Consider the following 16,732-nt stretch of genomic DNA (forward strand, 5'->3'; position numbering starts at 1 on the left):
TAAACACTAGGATTTTTGAGTTAATAAGGAACGCGTTTAATGTCACACGGCCAAACTCACGCCAAGCACGTGAACTTGGGGGATGCGCAGCTCACCGAGCGTATCAACGCCGGGATGACTGCCGTTGAAGATCTGCTCAGCGCGGAACTCGACCGCGGGCAGGACTTTCTCAAGGAGAAGGTACGTCACCTCTCGATGGCTGGTGGTAAGCGTTTCCGTCCAATGATGGCGCTGCTGGCCTCCGAATTCGGTGACCGCCCGGAGTCTCCTGAGGTGATCAAGGCAGCCACGGCTGTGGAAATGGTGCACGTGGCCACGTTGTATCACGACGACGTCATGGATGAAGCTGACCGTCGCCGCGGTGTGGAATCCGCTAACTTCCGTTGGACGAATTCCGTGGCGATTCTGGCCGGTGACGCCCTTCTTGCGCATGCTTCGCGGCTGATGAGCCAGCTGGATACGCATACCGTCGAGCACTTTGCCGAGACCTTTGAAGAGCTCGTTACCGGTCAGATGCGTGAGACAATCGGCGCCGGTGAGGCCAACGCGGTGGAGCACTACACTGCGGTTATTCGGGAAAAGACGGCCGTGCTTATTGCCTCCGCCGGCTACCTGGGTGCTTATCACTCAGGTGCAGGCCCCGAGCAATGCGAGGCCCTGCGTCAGATTGGCTCCGCCGTGGGCATGATTTTCCAGATTGTGGACGACATCATTGATATCTTCTCTGACCCTGAGGAGTCCGGAAAGACGCCAGGCACCGATTTGCGCGAGGGCGTCTTCACGCTCCCGGTGCTCTATGCCTTGGAGGAAGAAGGCGAGGTTGGTGACGAGCTGCGTGGCTTGCTCACGGGCCCGCTGACTGATGATGCCTCCGTGGACCGCGCCATCGAATTGTTGTGGAAGTCCACCGGCCGTGACAAGGCCATGGCGGATGTCAACGCCTACCTGCGCGTAGTGGAGGATCAGCTCTCGCTCTTGCCTGAATGCACGGCGAGCGAAGCGCTGCGTCAGCTCGCGGATTACACGGTCCAGCGCGTGGGCTAGTTAAGGCTCCTGCCAGCTGATTTGCATGTTGGGCGGGACTTCGTAGTAAAGTACATAACCGCACTCACGAGTGCATGCCAGGTTGCCCGAGCGGCCAAAGGGAGCGGACTGTAAATCCGCCGGCATTGCCTTCAGAAGTTCGAATCTTCTACCTGGCACAGAATGAATCCCGCAGACACAGAAATGTGACTGCGGGATTTTGCGTTGCGCGGGGACGCAATCGCGGACACAGGGCTGGGGCGGGCAAGGGTGGCGTTATAGGTGTATCCACAAGCCTCATCAAAGGGGCTAAAAAGCTTTGATGTACTGGCGATTTGTGTTGTTTAAGCGTTTCGGGTTAATCTTTTCAAGGCTTCAACGAGAGCACAGCGGAGATAGTCCGTTACTCAAAGAGGCTGTGCCCCCTTAGCTCAGTCGGCAGAGCGTTTCCATGGTAAGGAAAAGGTCGACAGTTCGATTCTGTCAGGGGGCTCCATTCATGTTTCCAGACATTTCTGGAGGGTGAATATGGCGGTGTAGCTCAGTGGTAGAGCAAGCGACTCATAATCGCTGTGTCGCGAGTTCAATTCTCGCCATCGCTACCGGGAAGGAAAAGCGCCCGCATTCAGGGCGCTTTTTTACTACCGACTCCCAGCCTTACGCGGCGGGTGGTTTCCATGTGGGATCACCGTTCTGGTAGGGTTGTGCGTTGTCCCAAAAAGGGCACGCAAAGGGGCGTGGCGCAATTGGTAGCGCAACGGTCTCCAAAACCGTAGGTTGCAGGTTCGAGTCCTGTCGCCCCTGCCACATCACTTCAAGGAGGAAATCGCCGTGAGCGATGAAAAGCAGCCGAGCACCGGGGCAGCCCGCCCAACCGGCAAGCGTCAGCTCTCTGGCGCAGCGACCACCTCTACTGAGTCCTACACTGACAAGCGCGTCGTGCGCGTCGAGGACAAAAAGGAAGAATCCGCCGGTGGTTCCGTAGCCTCCTTCCCAAGTGAGGTTGTCTCCGAGGTGAAGAAGGTCGTCTGGCCTACTGGCAAGGAGATGGTCCAGTACGTGCTCGTGACCTTTGCCTTCCTCGTCGTGCTGACCGCACTGGTCTGGGGCGTTGACACGCTGACGGGCCTCGGAGTTGAAGCGGTCCTCGCGCCCAAGTAGAATCAACCACATACTTTCATCCCGCCGAATCCCACCAGGGGAACGGCGGGATACTTTTTGCCCTAGCCACCCCGAGTACCCTGGTGGTGACTAGACGGAGTAATACACAGATGGAGCAAACAATGAGCGACGAAACCACCGGCACTTCTCTGGAACAGGCCATGATCGATAACGTCCAGGACCAGGCCGCTGAGGCGGCTGAGGCAGCGGAAGTTGCCGAGGAGACCACGGACGCTGCTGCCGCCGAGGAACAGCAGGAGGAACTCTCCACAGAAGAACAGGAAGCTGCCGAGAAGGAAGCCGCTGCAAAGGCCGCTGAGGCAGCGCTGGGTGGCGGTGCTGATGAGGAGGAGGCGTCGGAAAGCGCAGCAGCCCCTGGTGCTGATGCCGCCGCAGCAGAGGCTGAGTACAAGACTCGCCTGCGTGCCTTTACCCGTGAGCTGAAGAAGCAGCCGGGCCAGTGGTACATCATCCAGTGCTACTCCGGTTACGAGAACAAGGTGAAGACCAACCTTGACATGCGCGCCCAGACGCTTGAGGTAGAGGATTCCATTTTCGAGGTTGTCGTGCCGGTCGAGCAGGTCCTGGAGAAGAAGGACGGCAAGAAGAAGGTTGTGAAGCGCAAGCTGCTGCCGGGCTACGTGCTTGTGCGCATGGAGCTTAACGACGCTGCCTGGTCCGTCGTCCGCGACACCCCGGGTGTGACCTCCTTCGTGGGCAATGAGGGCAACGCTACCCCGGTCAAGATTCGCGACGTAGCCAAGTTCCTCATGCCGAATGACGCTACTGTTACCCCAGAGAGCTCGGCTGCCGACGCTGACGGTGAGCAGGTCGTTGCCATGCCGGAGAAGGAAATGGCCAAGGCTTATGCGCACGACTTCGAGGTGGGCGAAGCTGTCACCATCCTGTCCGGCCCGCTGGCCTCTGTTTCTGCCACCATTTCCGAGATTGATCCGGAGACCGGCAAGATGCAGGGTCTGGTGTCCATCTTCGGCCGCGAGACCCCGGTGGAGCTGTCCCCGACGGAGATCGAGCGCATCTCCTAAAAAGCGATTTTGAGCTGGGCGCACGGTGTTTTAAACTTGAACGCCGTGCGCCTTTGCGCATGTTAAAACGTTCATCCTCCGGTGGCCCACAATGCGTGAGCATCCGGACGGGGTGCTGTTATTCATCGTGGCGGCACCTCGGTACCACAGGAAAGAGGTAATTCGATGGCTCCCAAGAAGAAGGTTACTGGCCTGATCAAGCTCCAGATCGAGGCAGGCGCTGCTAACCCGGCTCCGCCGGTTGGTCCGGCACTTGGTGCCCACGGCGTCAACATCATGGAGTTCTGCAAGGCTTACAACGCTGCTACCGAGTCCCAGCGCGGCAACGTCGTTCCGGTGGAAATCACCGTGTACGAGGACCGCTCCTTCGACTTCAAGCTGAAGACCCCGCCGGCTGCAAAGCTTCTGCTCAAGGCTGCTGGCATCAAGAAGGGCTCCGGCGTTCCGCACACCGACAAGGTTGGCTCCGTGACCTGGGATCAGTGCAAGGAGATTGCACAGACCAAGTTCGAGGACCTCAACGCTCGTGACATCGAGAACGGCGCCCGCATCATCGCTGGTACCGCTCGCTCCATGGGCATCACCGTTGACGGTATCCCGGCTAAGTAATAATCGAATCTTTAATGCGCGGCACGCCTAGTGCCGCGCGTGGCAGGGCCAGCTTCGGCCCGCTATCACCACATCAATCCAAGAAAAGGAATTGCACTTATGAGCACCAAGTCCAAGGCATACAAGGCTGCCGCTGAGCTGGTAGACCGCTCCCGCCTGTACCGTCCGATCGAGGCCGCCAAGCTGGCCAAGGAGACCTCCTCCAAGAACTTCGACGCCACCGTTGACGTTGTCTTCCGCCTCGGCGTTGACCCGCGTAAGGCTGACCAGCTGGTTCGCGGTACCGTTTCCCTGCCGCACGGCACCGGTAAGGACGTCCGCGTAGCTGTCTTCGCTGAGGGCGACAACGCTGAGGCCGCTAAGGCTGCTGGCGCTGACATCGTCGGCACCGAAGAGCTGATCGCTGCTATCAACGAGGGCAACATCGACTTCGACGTTGCTATCGCTACCCCGGACCAGATGGCCAAGGTCGGCCGCGTTGCCCGCGTCTTGGGCCCGCGTGGTCTCATGCCGAACCCGAAGACCGGCACCGTGACCGCTGACGTGACCAAGGCTGTTGCCGACGTCAAGGGCGGTAAGATTTCCTTCCGCGTTGACAAGGCTTCCAACCTGCACGCCATCATCGGCAAGGCTTCTTTCGATGCTGAGAAGCTGGCCGAGAACTACGGCGCGCTGTACGACGAGATCCTGCGTCTGAAGCCGTCCTCCGCTAAGGGTGTCTACGCCAAGAAGGTCACCATCTCCACCACCTCCGGCCCGGGCATCCCGGTCGACGCTTCCGTGGAGAAGAACTACACCGACTAGTGTTGTCTGTGTAAACGAATTTTAGGCCCCGGCTCTTGGATGAGCAGGGGCCGTTTTCGCGCTTTCTCTCTTTTGTTTATGCAGGTCACGGCCGGATATCTTTCTGACAGGTAATTGGCAGCTAAGTACGATGGCCTTTCAAGGAAAGTGCTGCATACTAATTCTTGTGCGTTTGAGAGAGGCGCATGAGAGATAGAGAGAACACCCTGAGTCTTGCAGGGCGGGCGGCGTGAGAAACCGCCTGATAGACAAGACCCCTTACAACGCGGGTTCCGGATTTCACTGGGACCCGCGTTGTACTGTGTGCGGAGACTTTAGCCCCAGCTGGCTTTTGGCTTTAGCCCCCAGTGCACCTGAGGCACGTGGCTGGAGGAGGGGAAGGGGGACCAGACTAAAGACACCATATGCAGCGCTGAATCGAGATAAGTCCAGGTGAATGCATGCGGCCCTTTGCATAAGGTGCCATTGCTTTGGTCCCTGTGCCCCAGGCAGCAGGCTCTAGAGGCGAAGACTGCTCTAGGGTCGCGGTCTCCCTTTCATCCAGTACACGGACCAGATGACGTCTTCGCGCGGAATGCCCCAGTCATGCACGGCTAATGAGCGCACAGCTTTGGCGAGATCCCCTTCGCCGGAAACCCATACCGAATCTGGCGCGGTATCGGGGGTGAAGCGGGAGCCGAGAAGTTGTCTGGCGCGTGTGCAGTGTTCGTCGTGTGGAGCCAGGACCATGGTGAGTGAGCGGACCTTGCCGCGCCACGTCTCCTCCAAGCCGTCTTCAACTTCAGCGTCGTCTGTGATCATGGCAACGACGTCGACTGCACCCAAGGTTTCCGGTGAGAAGGCTTCGTAGTGCTCGAGGATGTGCCACAGCGCCGGTAGAGCAGAGGCATCCGCGAGTAACAGTTGTGACTTCCTAGGGGCCTGCCACAGTGCTTGCCCGGTATATATTCCGGCGGCATCCCCGGGTTGGGCATTGAGGATCCAGCGTGAGCCCGGGCCATTATCGCCATGGGTCACCACGTCGACATCGATGGTGCACGCTTCTTGGTTGAGCTTGCGAATTGTGTACCAGCGCAATGCTGGGCGAATGTCGTCGGGCAATCGGGTGACGGCGGCACGAACATTGGTATCGTCGACCGGGAAGGGCGAAAAATCCTGCTCGTCTTGGGGCATGAGGAGCCCAAAATACTCGTCAGGCCCGGCTAAGGGGTAGTCACTAAATGCCGGCGAGTGAAAAGTTAAACGGTGCAGCCGCGGCTTGAGGCGGGTGTTCCCGGTGAGGGTGACGGGCAATAAGCGGTGATGCGTCAAGGGAATTGATCCTAGGTAGAGGCCAAATTTGAAACCATCATAACGTACAGGTTAGGCTAGCCTCAAATAATTTAGGGGTGCGAATGCTTGCATGCTCGTTCCCGTTGAAGGAAAGGTTTATTCCATGGTTGCTATCCACCGGCGCGCGAAAACCGTGCTCGCTATTGTCTCAGCGGTAGCGATTGCTTTAGCGGGGTGCTCCCGCGGAAGTGGCGAGGACAGCGCGGGTGCGGACAGTGCTGAGGAGGTGCGCGTTGCCAGCCTGGGGCTCGGTGATGCCGATACCGTGCTGGCACTCGGAATCACTCCGGTTGCTGTGGCCCCCTGGGGTGCGAAAGGGGATGGTGATCCCTCCGGAGTTGGCCCATGGGCGAAGGAGCTTTTGGGAGATGCCCAGCCCGAGGTGATTTATAACACCGCCTCCGGTTTCACGGCCGAGGTTCTAGAGCAGGTCACTGCCTCGGACCCCACACAGATCATCGCCGTGAACCAGGCGGTGGACCAGGAGGCAAAGAAATCCCTCGAGGATATCGCTCCGCTGACCGTGAAGCCCGAAGGTTTCGAGGACTGGCAGATCCCCTGGGATGAGCAAGTCAAGACCATCGCCTCTGCCGTGGATAAGGAAGAGGAGGGGGAGAAGCTCATTGACCAAGCAGAGGGCGCCTTTGAGCAGTTCAAGGACTCCCACCCGGAGCTGCAGGGCAAGCGCGCAGCCATCCTCATGCCCTATGACGGGAAGCTGGGCCTCTACACGGCAGAAGACGGCCGTGGCCAGTTCATCGAAGACCTCGGCTTTGAGATCCCCAAGGAACTGCAGGGTGATGGTTCCAGCTTCTTCGTGGACTATGCCCCGGAAAACTACTCCCAGCTCAACAATGTGGACTATCTGTTCGTCTTGGATTACAACGGTGCGGTCGATGAACTCAAGAAGGATTCCACATTCCAAGGCCTGGACGTGGTCAAGGATGGACGCGTCCGCTACCTCGACACGGACACCGGCAATGCGATGAGCGTGCCGAACCCGCTGACGATCCCGTGGGCCGTCAACAAGTTCGAAGAGCAGCTCTAAGTGCTCGCACTACCGAGGAAGGCTGACGCTATCCACGGCGTTGCGTACCCGCAACGCCGTGGCAAGGCAGACGCACTGGATTCGCGGGGGAGAAGCCGCGCACTGCTCACCACGGCCCTGGTTGTGTCGACCTTCCTCCTTTTGCTGTGCTCATTGGCGGTTGGCTCGAGGGCTATTCCGTTGCCGGATCTGGTGTCTGCCCTCCTCCGCGGAGGCGAAGCAGATATCGAGAACATCGTGTGGGATTTGCGTATCCCCCGCACCTTCGTGGCCTATTTCGCAGGAGCAGCAATCGCGGTATCGGGCGTTATCGCTCAGTCCTGGACAAGAAACCCCTTGGCTGATCCGGGCTTTATTGGTATCACTGCGGGAGCCTCGTTCCTGGTTGCCCTCGGGACGGCGCTAGGTGTCGCCACCACAACCGGGATGCGGACCGCGCTCGCCCTTGTAGGCGCGGGCATGGCCACAGCATTAGTGCTGGGTGTATCCCGGCGGTTTCAGGATCCCCTGACTCTGGTCCTAGTGGGCGCAGGAGTTGCTGCTGCCTTGAGTTCTGGCGCCATGCTGATTGGCCTGTACTCCACGGATGTCCTCGACAGCATGCGCCGGTGGACCATCGGCTCAACGTTTGGGCGCGGCCCAGAAGATGTTGCCATCGCAGGTGCCGGATTGCTCGTCGGGTTTATCATCGCCGCACGTGTGGCGCGCCCGCTCGATCTTCTGGCAATGGGGGAGGAATCCTCGGTTGCTCTAGGTGGTTCTCCCACGCTGGCGCGGCGTGGCGCTGCCTTGAGCATCGTTGTTCTAGCGGGATGCGCTACTGCGGCGACAGGACCCATCGCCTTCGTCGGATTTGCCATCCCCCATCTGCTGCGCCGGTTCACAGGGCCAGAAGTAACCGCAATGATTGCCCCAGCCGCATTACTCGGTGGCTGTTCCGTACTTGCTGCGGATATCCTCGGCCGGCTCATCGCGGGCCCCTCAGAATTGGAAATGTCCATCGTCTTGGCCTTCGTGGGTGCACCATTTCTCATCTGGGCCGTACACCGTGGGGAGCACACGCTATGAGTGGGCGGGTGAAGGGGGACGTCGTCAAGCATCTGCGTTCCCAAGAACGGCAGCGCCGGACATGGGTATGGGCGGCGACCTGCTTCTTTATTTTGGTCGCAGCAAGCTCCTATGTTCTCCTGCTCGGCCAAGGCCCCGTGGACTTGAGTCCGTGGCAGGTTCTGGAGATTCTCAACGGCGGGGGAAGTCGAAGCGAAATCCGAGTTGTCTGGGACCTGCGTATGCCGGTAGCACTAGCAACTCTCATCGTGGGTGCCGCGCTCGGACTGGCGGGCTCGTGGACGCAGTCAATGTCGCGCAATCCGCTGGCCTCACCTGACATCCTTGGTGTGACTGGTGGCGCTTCGGTCATGGTGGTCCTCGGAACGGTATTCTCCCGGCCGCTGCTTGTCGACGGGCTCTCCACGTTCTGGTGGCGGGCGGGACTCGCGCTACTGGGTGCCGTGCTAGCGGCCATCCTGCTGGTGGTGCTTGGGGGAATCGGCACGAGCAACCGCATCGTCATCGTCGGCATCGCGCTCTCCCTGTTGTTTCAGGCACTGGTGGCGTATTTGTTGCGCGCAGCTGAGCTCCTCCGCGCGGCGCAATCGCAGCTGTGGCTGGCGGGCACCACGGGCTTCGTGCGGATGGAGGTCATTGTTCCACTGCTCGTGGGGTTAACACCTTTCGTGGTGCTTGGCCTGTGGTGCGCTCGGGAGCTGCCGCTCCTTGCACACGATGATCTCTCGGCCCTTTCCCTCGGGGTCAACATCAGGCGAACACGCGCACTCCTGCTGGTTGCAGCTACGGGTATCTGCGCGGTGACTGTATCCGTGGCCGGTCCCATTGGCTTCATTGCGCTTCTGGCTCCTCATCTTGGTCGCATTGCGGCCCGGACGCCCACGCCTGTGCCGGTGGTGTCGTGCGCTGCTGGCGCCGCCTTGTTGAGTACGTGTGCTGTCATTGCTGGAGCGTTGCCGATGGACGCTCCAGTGGGTGCCGTTACTTCCATTATCGGAGGGTGCGCCCTGGTCATTGCGGTGTGGAACGCCGCCCGGCGGAGAGGATAAAAGCTTATGAAAGACAGAGAAATTACGGCCACCGGTATTCATGCCGGCTACAAGGATGGGGAAGACATCCTGTCCGGCGTTGACGTGGTGGCCCGCCCAGGCGAAATCACCACGCTCATTGGGCCGAATGGTTGCGGCAAGTCCACGTTGCTCAAGACCTTGTCTAAGATTCTTCGCCCGCGGCAGGGAAGCGTCCGCATTGGCGAGCTGGATGTGCACGCCATGAGTCCGAAAGAAGCAGCTGCCCACGTGGCGCTTCTTCCGCAGCAGCCGACGGCGCCGGACGGGCTGCGGGTAGGCGAGCTCGTCGCACGTGGCCGCTATCCGCACCTGGGCCGCGGCCGGGGACTGTCCACGAAAGACCGCGACATCATCGCGCAGGCCTGCGTGGAGACCGGCATTACTGACTTCATCGACCGTGACATCGCGGCGCTCTCGGGCGGCCAACGCCAGCGGGTGTGGCTCGCGCTAGCTTTGGCGCAGGACACGCCAGTGCTGCTTCTCGACGAACCCACAACCTTCCTCGATCCAGCCCACGCCATTAGCGTTCTGGACCTTGTGCGCAGACAAGCCGATGCTGGCAAGACGGTCGTCGTCGTATTACATGACCTAATGCTGGCCGGCCAGTACTCCGACACCATGGTGGTCATGAATAATGGCGAGGTCATCGCGCGGGGCACTCCCCGCCAGGCCTTGACGAAAGAGGTGCTGGCAGCTGCCTATGGCATCGATGTTGATATCTGGGAGGACCCGCGAAGCGACGCCCCCGTTATCGTTCCGCGTGGGGTGCTCGGCGAAGAAACAACCTCATAAAGTAACCCGAGTAAAAAGGCCTCAGGGGGAGCGATTTGGAGTTTCAGCAGGTCGGGTTGTAAAGTACCTAGCGAAGTTTGAACGGCCCGCTGAGGCCGCGTCAAAGTTCACCGAAGACCGTCGGTCATCCGGAACACCGGATCGAAGGTTCCTCATCCTAGAGGACGGCCCACGCAGGAGACACTTTGCGAATGAGCGCGGATTTCCGCGCGCGCCCTGTGCTCTTGCACGGGGCTTTTGTTATTTCGGTTGTCCATTGGGCAAGCGGAGTAGGGAAGGCCCCGGCGGAAAACACAAGAGATGTTTCGAAAGGAGGCGAAGTAGAAAATGGCAAACCCGAAGAACACTGCAGACCTGGCAAAGCTGAAGGAGAAGCTCGATGGCGCTAACTCCATCGTGCTTACCGAGTACCGTGGCCTGACCGTGGGTCAGCTCCAGGAGCTGCGTAACAACCTCGGCTTTGACGTTGAGTACTCCGTCGCCAAGAACACCCTCTTCAAGATCGCTGCCAACGAAGCTGGCATCGAGGGTCTTGACGAGCACCTGACTGGCCCGACCGCTATTGCGTTCATCAAGGGCGAGGCAGTGGATGCCGCTAAGGTCATCAAGAAGTTCGCTGATGACAACAAGGCATTCGTCGTCAAGGGTGGCTACATGGACGGCAACATCCTGTCTGCCGACCAGGTTGCAGCCATCGCTGAGCTGGACAACCGCGAGACCACTCTCGCCAAGCTGGCTGGCGCCATGAAGGGTTCTATGGCAAAGGCTGCTGCCGTATTCAACGCTCCTGCTACCAAGATGGTCCGCACCGCTGCGGCCCTGCAGGACAAGAAGGCTGCAGAAGCTTAAGACGCCAATTACAGGCGCACAACTTAAACACACACACTTTTATCTGGCCGCCTAGGGTGGCCAGGAACACTGAGAAAGGATGCCAATCATGGCTAAGCTCACCAAGGACGAGCTCATTGAAGCTTTCAAGGAAATGACCCTCATCGAGCTCTCCGAGTTCGTTAAGGAATTCGAGGAGGTCTTCGACGTTGAGGCCGCTGCTCCGGTTGCTGCCGTTGCTGCTGGTGCCCCGGCTGCCGGCGGTGCTGCTGAGGAAGAGAAGACCGAGTTCGACGTCGTTCTGACCGACGCTGGCGCTAAGAAGATCGGCGTTATTAAGGCTGTCCGCGAGATCGTCTCCGGCCTGGGCCTGAAGGAAGCCAAGGAAATGGTTGAGGGTGCTCCGAAGGCTATCCTCGAGGGCGCTTCCAAGGACGACGCTGAGGCTGCTAAGGCTAAGCTCGAAGAGGCTGGCGCTTCCGTCGAGCTCAAGTAATTCACCTGAATTACTCAGCTTTCCCGCGCAGCACACCCGCTGCGCGCTAACAACCCCGTTCCGCGTAAAGGCGGCGCGGGGTTGTTCCCGTTTTGATGGGCCGACGGCCTTGAATTATGCACTCGCAGTGGCGCATCATATTCAAGTGGACACCCGAAGGAGCTGTTGACGTTGACTTTATCGACTACCACTGACGCGCATACTCATGTTGATGTTGTTCCCGTTCCGCATCCCGGAGAAATCCTTCTCCTAGAATTCCTCAAACCCTGCGGTATTACCCAGTATCGCCTAGCCAGTGACATTGGCACTACCCGTTCCCAAGTTTCCAAAATTACCCGCGGTACGCTCGGGATCAGTGCTGATATGGCGTTGCGTTTGTCAGCTTACTTTGGGAACTCCGCGGAGTTCTGGCTCGGTCTCCAAGAGGAATACGATCTGTGGAAAGCTCGCCAGACCACTGATGTCAGCGCCATCGTTCCGTGGAATCACAAAGAGGCAGCTGGCACTTCCTCGTAGAATCTGGTGATTTCTGCTCAGTCCTGTGCCAGTTGTCGTCCTTATCAGCGCTACACAAATCTGAAACGCACCTTCTGGGGCAAGTGTGTTTTGAGCAAACGAATCGGTAGGATAAGCCACCATGCTGCCCAAGTCCCGCATCTTCTCCGTCCTCCTGCTCGGCCTCGGCGTTGCGCTGATCGCAGCTGGCCTGGCGGCGTCGAGCTTCTTGAGTTTTAGCCCGCGCTTGCCGTTGGATATCAAGGACACCACGTGGACGATGCAGGATGAGAACGCCACCGCGCAGGAGCTGTCCGCTGAGGGCGTTACGCAGTATGAGGGGCCGATGACCTATCAGCTCAACCTGGACATCCAGGATCCGGCGGACAAGGACACCGCAACGCTGCGAGTGGGGGAGTCCGCCATCCGCGGCGGCACGGGCAACGTAGAGGACTTGAGCTTTGCCCGCGTGTGGAACTATCCCGTCGATCGCCTCAGCGGTGAGGCCACGGGCCCGGCAGCGCTCTCCCACACCATGGGCTCGCCCACAGCGGAGGTTCCCGTTGAGGGCTACTGGCTGAAGTTGCCTGCCGATGCCGAGCAGACCACCTACCCGGTCTTCGACCCGGTCCTGCGCAAGGCGGCCGACGCCGTCTTCGAGGAATCCTTCGACATCGATGGCCGCACGGTCTACCGCTACCACCAGGAGATTGAGCCCACCAACGTGGCTACCCTCTATGCTGGCACGACGACCACGACGCTGAGCAATGAAGACGGTTCCACCGAGCAGGGCTACCTCTTCCACGCCGCAACCCGGGACCTCTTTGTGGACCAAGCCACCGGACTCGTCGTGGGTATGGACGTCGATATCAAGGACTACTGGGCTGACCGCGAGGGCAATGAGCGCGAGGTGCAGTTCGCCTTCCACGGTGCCACTGGTGAGGAATCCCGCGCGGAGCTGCTCCATCAGGCTGAGCGCTTCCCGCGCAGTGCTGTGGGGCAGTGGGTACGCTGGGGCGGCATTGGAGTCGGTGCCGTTCTGGTGTTGCTCGGGGCGCTGGGAGCTTTCCGACGTCCCACCAACCGCCACTCCCGCTAGCCGCGCGTGCTAGAGGCCCGCGCGTGCGGATCTACGTAGCGACACGCCGCGGGCGCGTTTCGCCTTTACAAGGCTGCCATTATGCTATAGGCTATTTCGTTGCGCTGGAATCTGGATCTTTAGTGCACATTTAGCCTTTCGAGCGGTGATGGCAAAACCGACTTGACAAGGTGATTTTGTGCATTCTAAACCCAGTCACTCCACAGCAGACCGAATGCTAAATCTACCAGCGGTTTTGCACCTCACCGGCCAGGGTGGGGAGGCAATCCGCCAGAGGTACTGGAAGGACCCATCTTGGCAGTCTCCCGCCAGACCAAGTCAGTGGCCAACATCCCTGGAGCCCCGAAGCGATACTCCTTCGCTAAAATCAGCGAGCCCATCGCTGTCCCGGGCCTCCTTGATCTACAACTCGATTCTTACGCGTGGCTCATCGGTACCCCCGAGTGGCGCGAACGCGAGCAGGCAGAGCGCGGCGAAAACGCACGCGTGACGAGCGGCCTTGAGGACATCCTCGAGGAGCTTTCTCCGATCCAGGATTACTCGGGCAACATGTCCCTGTCCCTGTCGGAGCCTCGCTTCGAACCGGTGAAGAACACCGTGGACGAGTGTAAAGAGAAGGACATCAACTACTCGGCGCCACTGTACGTCACCGCAGAGTTTATTAATAACGATACCCAGGAGATTAAGTCCCAGACCGTCTTCATCGGCGATTTCCCGATGATGACCGATAAGGGCACCTTCATCGTCAACGGCACCGAGCGCGTTATCGTCTCGCAGCTCGTGCGTTCCCCGGGTGTCTACTTCGATCAGACTATCGATAAGTCCACCGAGCGTCCGCTGCACTCCGTGAAGGTTATTCCTTCCCGCGGTGCGTGGCTCGAGTTTGACGTCGATAAGCGCGACACCGTCGGCGTTCGTATCGACCGCAAGCGCCGCCAACCGGTGACGGTTCTGCTCAAGGCCCTGGGATGGACCGAGGAGCAGATTAAGGAGCGCTTCGGCTTCTCCGAGCTCATGATGTCCACCCTCGAGTCCGATGGCGTGGCCAACACTGATGAGGCTCTCCTGGAGATCTACCGCAAGCAGCGCCCGGGCGAGCAGCCCACGCGCGACCTCGCGCAGGCCCTGCTGGATAACTCCTTCTTCCGCGCCAAGCGTTACGACCTGGCCAAGGTGGGCCGCTACAAGGTCAACCGCAAGCTCGGCTTGGGCGGTGACCACGACGGTCTGATGACCCTGACCGAGGAAGATATTGCTGTCACCCTCGAGTACCTCGTGCGCCTGCACGCAGGTGAGCGTGAGATGAAGGCCCCGAACGGTGAGATGATCTCCATCCACACCGACGACATCGACCACTTTGGTAACCGTCGTCTGCGCACCGTGGGCGAGCTCATCCAGAACCAGGTCCGCGTGGGCCTGTCCCGCATGGAGCGCGTCGTCCGCGAGCGCATGACCACCCAGGATGCAGAGTCGATTACCCCGACCTCCCTGATTAACGTCCGCCCGGTTTCTGCTGCCATCCGAGAGTTCTTCGGTACCTCCCAGCTCTCGCAGTTCATGGACCAGAACAACTCCCTGTCCGGCCTGACCCACAAGCGCCGTCTGTCCGCACTAGGCCCGGGCGGTCTGTCCCGTGAGCGCGCCGGCATTGAGGTGCGAGACGTCCACGCGTCGCACTACGGCCGTATGTGCCCGATTGAGACCCCTGAGGGTCCGAACATTGGTCTGATTGGTTCGCTGGCGTCCTACGCTCGTGTGAACGCCTTCGGCTTCATCGAGACCCCGTACCGCAAGGTTGTGGACGGCAAGGTCACCGACCAGGTGGAGTACCTCACCGCTGACGAAGAGGATCGCTACGCCATCGCCCAGGCAGAGGTGGAGAAGGATGCTGACGGCACCCTGACTGCTGACCGTATTGAGGTCCGCCTCAAGGACGGCGATATCGGCGTGACCGACGCTTCCGGTGTCGACTACGTTGACGTCTCCCCGCGCCAGATGGTCTCCGTGGCTACCGCCATGATTCCGTTCCTGGAGCACGACGATGCTAACCGTGCTCTCATGGGCGCGAACATGCAGCGTCAGGCCGTGCCGCTGGTGCGTTCCGAGGCCCCCTACGTGGGTACCGGTATGGAGCAGCGCGCTGCGTACGATGCTGGTGACCTCATCATTACCCCGAAGGCGGGCGTGGTGGAGAACGTCACCGCGGACCTCATCACCATCATGGATGACGAGGGCCAGCGTGATACCTACATGCTGCGCAAGTTCGAGCGCACCAACCAGAACACCAACTACAACCAGACCCCGCTGGTGTCCCTGGGTGACCGTGTGGAGGCGGGCCAGGTGCTTGCCGACGGCCCCGGTACCCACAACGGTGAGATGTCCCTCGGCCGCAACCTGCTGGTTGCCTTCATGCCGTGGGAAGGCCACAACTACGAGGACGCCATCATCCTCAACCAGCGCATCGTGGAGGAAGATATCCTCACCTCGATCCACATCGAGGAGCACGAGATTGATGCTCGCGATACCAAGCTGGGCCCGGAGGAGATTACCCGCGAGATCCCGAACGTCTCCGATGACGTTCTGCGTGACCTTGACGAGCGCGGCATCGTCCGCATTGGTGCCGACGTTCGTGCTGGCGATATCCTGGTGGGTAAGGTCACCCCGAAGGGTGAGACCGAGCTGACCCCGGAGGAGCGCCTGCTGCGCGCCATCTTCGGCGAGAAGGCCCGCGAGGTCCGCGATACCTCCATGAAGGTGCCGCATGGTGAGACCGGTAAGGTCATCGGCGTTTCCCGCTTCTCCCGCGAGGATGACGACGACCTGGCCCCGGGCGTCAACGAGATGATCCGCGTCTACGTGGCTCAGAAGCGCAAGATCCAGGACGGCGATAAGCTCGCTGGCCGCCACGGCAACAAGGGTGTTGTGGGCAAGATTCTGCCGCCGGAGGATATGCCGTTCATGGAGGATGGCACCCCGGTCGACATCATCCTCAACACCCACGGTGTGCCGCGTCGTATGAACATCGGTCAGGTTCTCGAGGTTCACCTCGGCTGGCTGGCGCACGCTGGTTGGAAGATCGATACCGAGGATCCGGCCAACGCCGACCTGCTGAAGAAGCTGCCGGAAGAGCTGTACGACGTCCCGCCGGAGTCGCTCACCGCCACCCCGGTCTTCGACGGCGCTACCAACGAAGAGATCTCCCGCCTGCTGGCTTCCTCCAAGCCGAACCGCGATGGTGACGTCATGGTGGATGAGCACGGTAAGGCCCGCCTCTTCGACGGCCGCTCCGGCGAGCCGTACATGTACCCGGTGTCCGTCGGCTACATGTACATGCTCAAGCTGCACCACTTGGTTGACGAGAAGATTCACGCTCGTTCCACCGGTCCGTACTCCATGATTACCCAGCAGCCGCTGGGTGGTAAGGCACAGTTCGGTGGCCAGCGCTTCGGTGAGATGGAGGTGTGGGCAATGCAGGCATACGGCGCTGCCTACACCCTGCAGGAGCTCCTGACCATCAAGTCCGATGACGTCGTCGGCCGTGTCAAGGTCTACGAAGCAATCGTTAAGGGCGATAACATCCCGGATCCGGGTATCCCGGAGTCCTTCAAGGTCCTCCTCAAGGAGCTGCAGTCCCTCTGCCTCAACGTGGAAGTTCTTTCCACCGACGGCACCCCGATGGAACTGTCCGGCTCTGATGATGACGAGTTGGATGGCGCACCGTCCCTGGGCATTAACCTGTCCCGCGACGAGCGCTCCGACGCTGATATCGCCTAATAGCTGCCTAGTTGCTGTCTAGTTGCTTGGTCCGCCCCACATAGAGGGCGGGCATAGAAAATTACTAACTCTTAAAAGCCATCAACT

The 16,732-nt window shown here is 60.0% G+C and carries 15 protein-coding genes and 4 tRNA genes; 18 read left to right on the forward strand and 1 reads right to left on the reverse strand.

Annotated elements, in window-relative coordinates:
* Positions 1 to 39: 39 nt before the first annotated feature.
* From QP922_RS00545 to rplA, 9 genes are all read left to right on the forward strand, one after another.
* On the forward strand, positions 40 to 1,044 hold the full coding sequence (locus QP922_RS00545; protein WP_284807331.1) for a polyprenyl synthetase family protein: 1,005 nt from the start codon (positions 40 to 42) through the stop codon (positions 1,042 to 1,044).
* A gap of 76 nt (positions 1,045 to 1,120) precedes the next feature.
* Positions 1,121 to 1,202 (forward strand) — tRNA-Tyr (locus tag QP922_RS00550).
* Positions 1,203 to 1,443: 241 nt separating this feature from the next.
* Positions 1,444 to 1,519, forward strand: a tRNA-Thr gene (locus tag QP922_RS00555).
* A 34-nt stretch (positions 1,520 to 1,553) separates the two neighbouring features.
* A tRNA-Met gene (locus QP922_RS00560) sits at positions 1,554 to 1,625 on the forward strand.
* A 129-nt stretch (positions 1,626 to 1,754) separates the two neighbouring features.
* A tRNA-Trp gene (locus QP922_RS00565) sits at positions 1,755 to 1,830 on the forward strand.
* A 24-nt stretch (positions 1,831 to 1,854) separates the two neighbouring features.
* Positions 1,855 to 2,184 carry a preprotein translocase subunit SecE gene (gene secE, locus QP922_RS00570; protein ID WP_070669544.1) on the forward strand — a complete coding sequence of 110 codons (330 nt, stop codon included), beginning with the start codon at positions 1,855 to 1,857 and terminating at the stop codon, positions 2,182 to 2,184.
* A gap of 122 nt (positions 2,185 to 2,306) precedes the next feature.
* The gene (gene nusG, locus QP922_RS00575) at positions 2,307 to 3,230 is read left to right on the forward strand and encodes a transcription termination/antitermination protein NusG (RefSeq protein ID WP_284807332.1); all 924 of its coding nucleotides are present in this window, start codon (positions 2,307 to 2,309) and stop codon (positions 3,228 to 3,230) included.
* Between the two features lie 165 nt (positions 3,231 to 3,395).
* Positions 3,396 to 3,839 carry a 50S ribosomal protein L11 gene (gene rplK / locus QP922_RS00580; RefSeq protein ID WP_070520976.1) on the forward strand — a complete coding sequence of 148 codons (444 nt, stop codon included), beginning with the start codon at positions 3,396 to 3,398 and terminating at the stop codon, positions 3,837 to 3,839.
* A gap of 99 nt (positions 3,840 to 3,938) precedes the next feature.
* Complete coding sequence (gene rplA, locus QP922_RS00585) at positions 3,939 to 4,643, forward strand: 50S ribosomal protein L1 (protein ID WP_070669542.1); 705 nt, start codon at positions 3,939 to 3,941, stop codon at positions 4,641 to 4,643.
* Positions 4,644 to 5,159: 516 nt separating this feature from the next.
* Here rplA and QP922_RS00590 read toward each other — a convergent pair.
* Positions 5,160 to 5,954, reverse strand: a complete 795-nt coding sequence (locus QP922_RS00590; RefSeq protein ID WP_284807334.1) for a siderophore-interacting protein — start codon at positions 5,952 to 5,954, stop codon at positions 5,160 to 5,162.
* Positions 5,955 to 6,078: 124 nt separating this feature from the next.
* Here QP922_RS00590 and QP922_RS00595 point away from each other — a divergent pair, with 124 nt between their 5' ends.
* The 9 genes from QP922_RS00595 to rpoB all read left to right on the forward strand — a co-directional run bounded on the left by QP922_RS00595 (position 6,079) and on the right by rpoB (position 16,645).
* Positions 6,079 to 7,023, forward strand: coding sequence for an ABC transporter substrate-binding protein (locus tag QP922_RS00595; RefSeq protein WP_284807521.1), 945 nt, complete (start codon positions 6,079 to 6,081; stop codon positions 7,021 to 7,023).
* The gene (locus QP922_RS00600; protein WP_284807335.1) at positions 7,024 to 8,091 is read left to right on the forward strand and encodes a FecCD family ABC transporter permease; all 1,068 of its coding nucleotides are present in this window, start codon (positions 7,024 to 7,026) and stop codon (positions 8,089 to 8,091) included. It begins immediately after the preceding gene.
* A complete protein-coding gene (locus QP922_RS00605) occupies positions 8,088 to 9,140 on the forward strand; it encodes a FecCD family ABC transporter permease (protein ID WP_284807336.1) in 1,053 nt (350 codons plus the stop codon). Before QP922_RS00600 ends, QP922_RS00605 begins: the two co-directional genes overlap by 4 nt.
* A 6-nt stretch (positions 9,141 to 9,146) precedes the next feature.
* Positions 9,147 to 9,953, forward strand: a complete 807-nt coding sequence (locus tag QP922_RS00610; protein WP_284807337.1) for an ABC transporter ATP-binding protein — start codon at positions 9,147 to 9,149, stop codon at positions 9,951 to 9,953.
* Between the two features lie 327 nt (positions 9,954 to 10,280).
* The gene (gene rplJ / locus QP922_RS00615) at positions 10,281 to 10,802 is read left to right on the forward strand and encodes a 50S ribosomal protein L10 (protein ID WP_039673585.1); all 522 of its coding nucleotides are present in this window, start codon (positions 10,281 to 10,283) and stop codon (positions 10,800 to 10,802) included.
* 88 nt (positions 10,803 to 10,890) lie between these two features.
* Positions 10,891 to 11,277 carry a 50S ribosomal protein L7/L12 gene (gene rplL, locus QP922_RS00620; RefSeq protein WP_039673587.1) on the forward strand — a complete coding sequence of 129 codons (387 nt, stop codon included), beginning with the start codon at positions 10,891 to 10,893 and terminating at the stop codon, positions 11,275 to 11,277.
* A gap of 171 nt (positions 11,278 to 11,448) precedes the next feature.
* Positions 11,449 to 11,793: a HigA family addiction module antitoxin gene (locus tag QP922_RS00625; protein WP_284807340.1), complete on the forward strand. Its 345-nt coding sequence runs from the start codon at positions 11,449 to 11,451 to the stop codon at positions 11,791 to 11,793.
* 121 nt (positions 11,794 to 11,914) lie between these two features.
* The gene (gene pgfA, locus QP922_RS00630) at positions 11,915 to 12,871 is read left to right on the forward strand and encodes a cell envelope lipid trafficking protein PgfA (protein WP_284807342.1); all 957 of its coding nucleotides are present in this window, start codon (positions 11,915 to 11,917) and stop codon (positions 12,869 to 12,871) included.
* Positions 12,872 to 13,165: 294 nt separating this feature from the next.
* Positions 13,166 to 16,645 carry a DNA-directed RNA polymerase subunit beta gene (rpoB, locus tag QP922_RS00635; RefSeq protein ID WP_204099004.1) on the forward strand — a complete coding sequence of 1,160 codons (3,480 nt, stop codon included), beginning with the start codon at positions 13,166 to 13,168 and terminating at the stop codon, positions 16,643 to 16,645.
* Positions 16,646 to 16,732 lie beyond the last annotated feature (87 nt).

It is taken from the genome of Corynebacterium sp. MSK218, assembly GCF_030232655.1.
GTDB lineage: Bacteria > Actinomycetota > Actinomycetes > Mycobacteriales > Mycobacteriaceae > Corynebacterium.

Coding starts and splice junctions, on each gene's coding strand:
- QP922_RS00545 (WP_284807331.1), top strand. CDS start 40: ATGTCACACGGCCAAACTCACGCCAAGCACGTGAACTTGGGGGATGCG.
- nusG (WP_284807332.1), top strand. CDS start 2,307: ATGAGCGACGAAACCACCGGCACTTCTCTGGAACAGGCCATGATCGAT.
- rplK (WP_070520976.1), top strand. CDS start 3,396: ATGGCTCCCAAGAAGAAGGTTACTGGCCTGATCAAGCTCCAGATCGAG.
- rplA (WP_070669542.1), top strand. CDS start 3,939: ATGAGCACCAAGTCCAAGGCATACAAGGCTGCCGCTGAGCTGGTAGAC.
- QP922_RS00595 (WP_284807521.1), top strand. CDS start 6,079: ATGGTTGCTATCCACCGGCGCGCGAAAACCGTGCTCGCTATTGTCTCA.
- QP922_RS00605 (WP_284807336.1), top strand. CDS start 8,088: ATGAGTGGGCGGGTGAAGGGGGACGTCGTCAAGCATCTGCGTTCCCAA.
- QP922_RS00610 (WP_284807337.1), top strand. CDS start 9,147: ATGAAAGACAGAGAAATTACGGCCACCGGTATTCATGCCGGCTACAAG.
- rplJ (WP_039673585.1), top strand. CDS start 10,281: ATGGCAAACCCGAAGAACACTGCAGACCTGGCAAAGCTGAAGGAGAAG.
- rplL (WP_039673587.1), top strand. CDS start 10,891: ATGGCTAAGCTCACCAAGGACGAGCTCATTGAAGCTTTCAAGGAAATG.
- pgfA (WP_284807342.1), top strand. CDS start 11,915: ATGCTGCCCAAGTCCCGCATCTTCTCCGTCCTCCTGCTCGGCCTCGGC.